A 2,483-nucleotide genomic window follows, 5' to 3' on the forward strand; every position below is an offset into this window, starting at 1 on the left:
TGTGGCGCTAAAAAGTGCTGAGGGTGCTGCCAAAATTCTGCTTTCCGGTATAAAAGACTTTTTCAAAGAGTCATGGTACCGGAAGTTGCTGGGTCGTCTCATGCTGCCTTTGCTGGCAAAGACATTGAAGCAGCTAGACCCAGACACTCACAATGGGGCTATCTTCCTTGGTCTGCAAGGCGTTTTGGTTAAAAGTCACGGGCATGCTAATGCGAAGTCTTTTGAGCAAGCGGTTGATCTTGCCTATAAAGAGGCGGAAGCTAATCTGCCGGAGCTGATTAATAGCGAGCTGGAAAAGGTTTTGCTATAGCGCTGGTCTTGGTGGCTATGCGTCGCTAATTATTTGAATATCCAAGTCAAACTATCTAAAAGGTGAATTTTGTGACAACTGTCTTTATGTTTCCCGGTCAAGGTTCTCAGTCAATTGGAATGATGTCAGATCTCTTGGCGCAGTCAGAATTAGCAGTAAAAACCTTTACTGAAGCGTCTGAAGCAATTGGAGAGGATCTTCAAGATATTGCGCTAAATGGGCCTGAAGATAAGATCAACCAGACGGAAATTACTCAGCCTATTGTATTAACGGCAAGTGTTGCGATGTGGCGTACCTGGATAGAAAACTCTGACATCCGTCCAGACTATGTGTGTGGGCATAGCTTGGGTGAATATACGGCCTTGATCGCTAGCGGCGTACTGGATTTTGAAGAGACGGTTAAGCTCGTTAACCTTCGTGGTAAGCTTATGCAGGGAGCGGTTCCTCTAGGTGAGGGCGGTATGGTTGCTCTTTTGGGGCTTGATGATGATAAAGCTAAAGAGGCTTGTAAAGAGGCAGCCCAAGGGCAAGTTGTTGCGCCGGCAAACTTTAACTCTCCTGGTCAGATCGTAATATCGGGTGCGACCGATGCGCTGGACCGGGCGATGGCTATCGCAAAAGAAAAAGGCGCTCGTCGCGCTGCGAAGCTTCCTGTGAGTGTTCCTTGCCATTGTGACTTGTTACAGCCTGCAGGTGAAGAGTTGGCAAATGCAATGTCGAAACTGACATTTAAAGAACCCGGTATTCCTATTGTGCAAAATGTGAATGCTCAGGTAGCCACAAACCTGGAAGAGCTAAAGACAAATTTATTGGCGCATTTGCATAGCCCCGTACTTTGGTCACAATCGGTCACTAAGCTGATTGAGCTAGGTGCCGACACTTTCGTTGAATGTGGTCCTGGTAAGGTGCTAGCGGGCTTAAATAAACGAATTGATAAAACGGTTAACACTATGGCTATGTCAGACGTGAGTAGTCTTGAAAAAGTAGTTTCCGGTTTATCAGATTAAACATGCTGTATAGGGTGCGCGGTGCGCACCAAGTTAAAATACCAAAATAAAGAACAGGAAAATGGCAATGGAAAAGAAGGTGGCGTTAGTCACGGGCGCAAGCCGTGGAATAGGTCAGGCGATTGCTAAAGAGTTGGCCATGGATGAGTCCTTAACGGTTATTGGTACTGCCACAACAGAAGATGGTGCCTCGTCAATTTCGCATTATTTCTCAAAGTGGGGCTTGGACGGTGACGGCATTAAGATGGATGTGTCAGACCCAGAGTCGGTCACAGAAGGCATCAAACAGGTCACTCAAGCTTATGGTCCGCCTTTGATCGTTGTAAATAACGCCGGCATTACCCGTGATGGTTTGTTGATGCGTATGAAAGAAGAAGATTGGGATAATGTCTTGAACACCAACTTGAGCTCGATTTACAGAGTCTCAAAGGCAGCGCTCCGAGGCATGACTAAGGCGCGCTGGGGACGAATTATTAACGTTAGCTCTGTTGTTGCGCAAATGGGCAATGCAGGCCAGGCAAACTATTGTGCTGCCAAGGCAGGCATAGAGGGCTTTAGCCGCTCTTTGGCAAAAGAGATTAGTGGGCGAGGCATTACAGTTAACTCAGTGGCCCCGGGTTTCATTGAGACGAGCATGACAGAAGAGCTTTCCGATACCGTAAAAGCGAGTATGTTGGCGACAATACCGATGCAGCGCTTGGGGCAGCCCGAAGAAGTGGCTTCGGTAGTAGGGTTTTTGGCATCTCAGCAAGCAAGTTATATTACTGGTGAAACGATCCATGTAAACGGTGGGATGTTTATGGGCTAAAACGGGAATATCCTGAATTAGTCTTGTTGTTATTCCAGTAGCATCTCGAATAAATCTTGTTGTTATTCCGGTAGCATCTCGAATTTGTCCTGTTGTTATTCCGGTAGTACCCCGAATCAGTCTTTTCGTCATCCCGGTAGTGTTTGAGCCGGGAGCCATAAGGTTAAGACTTGGATGGATTCCCTCTCAAAATACTGCGTGAATGAGGGTAGGGTATGGTGGTTCCCATGTATTTGGCCGAAATACTATTTTTTGGTGGCCTGATTGAGATCAAAGAGTGATGTTTTGCTGCTTGTCTCTATCATTGCTTTGATCTAGACTACATCGCCATGAATAAATGAAGCAGACAATAGCTAGG

At 46.5% G+C, this 2,483-nt stretch carries 2 protein-coding genes and 1 pseudogene; all 3 read left to right on the forward strand.

The window, feature by feature from the left end:
* Positions 1 to 310: pseudogene (locus tag A3735_RS21615) on the forward strand (phosphate acyltransferase); the annotation flags it as partial.
* An 86-nt stretch (positions 311 to 396) separates the two neighbouring features.
* Positions 397 to 1,317: an ACP S-malonyltransferase gene (gene fabD / locus A3735_RS21620; protein ID WP_068506762.1), complete on the forward strand. Its 921-nt coding sequence runs from the start codon at positions 397 to 399 to the stop codon at positions 1,315 to 1,317.
* 61 nt (positions 1,318 to 1,378) lie between these two features.
* A complete protein-coding gene (gene fabG / locus A3735_RS21625; protein ID WP_068506760.1) occupies positions 1,379 to 2,125 on the forward strand; it encodes a 3-oxoacyl-ACP reductase FabG in 747 nt (248 codons plus the stop codon).
* Positions 2,126 to 2,483 lie beyond the last annotated feature (358 nt).

The sequence above is a fragment of the Oleiphilus sp. HI0061 genome (assembly GCF_001635675.1).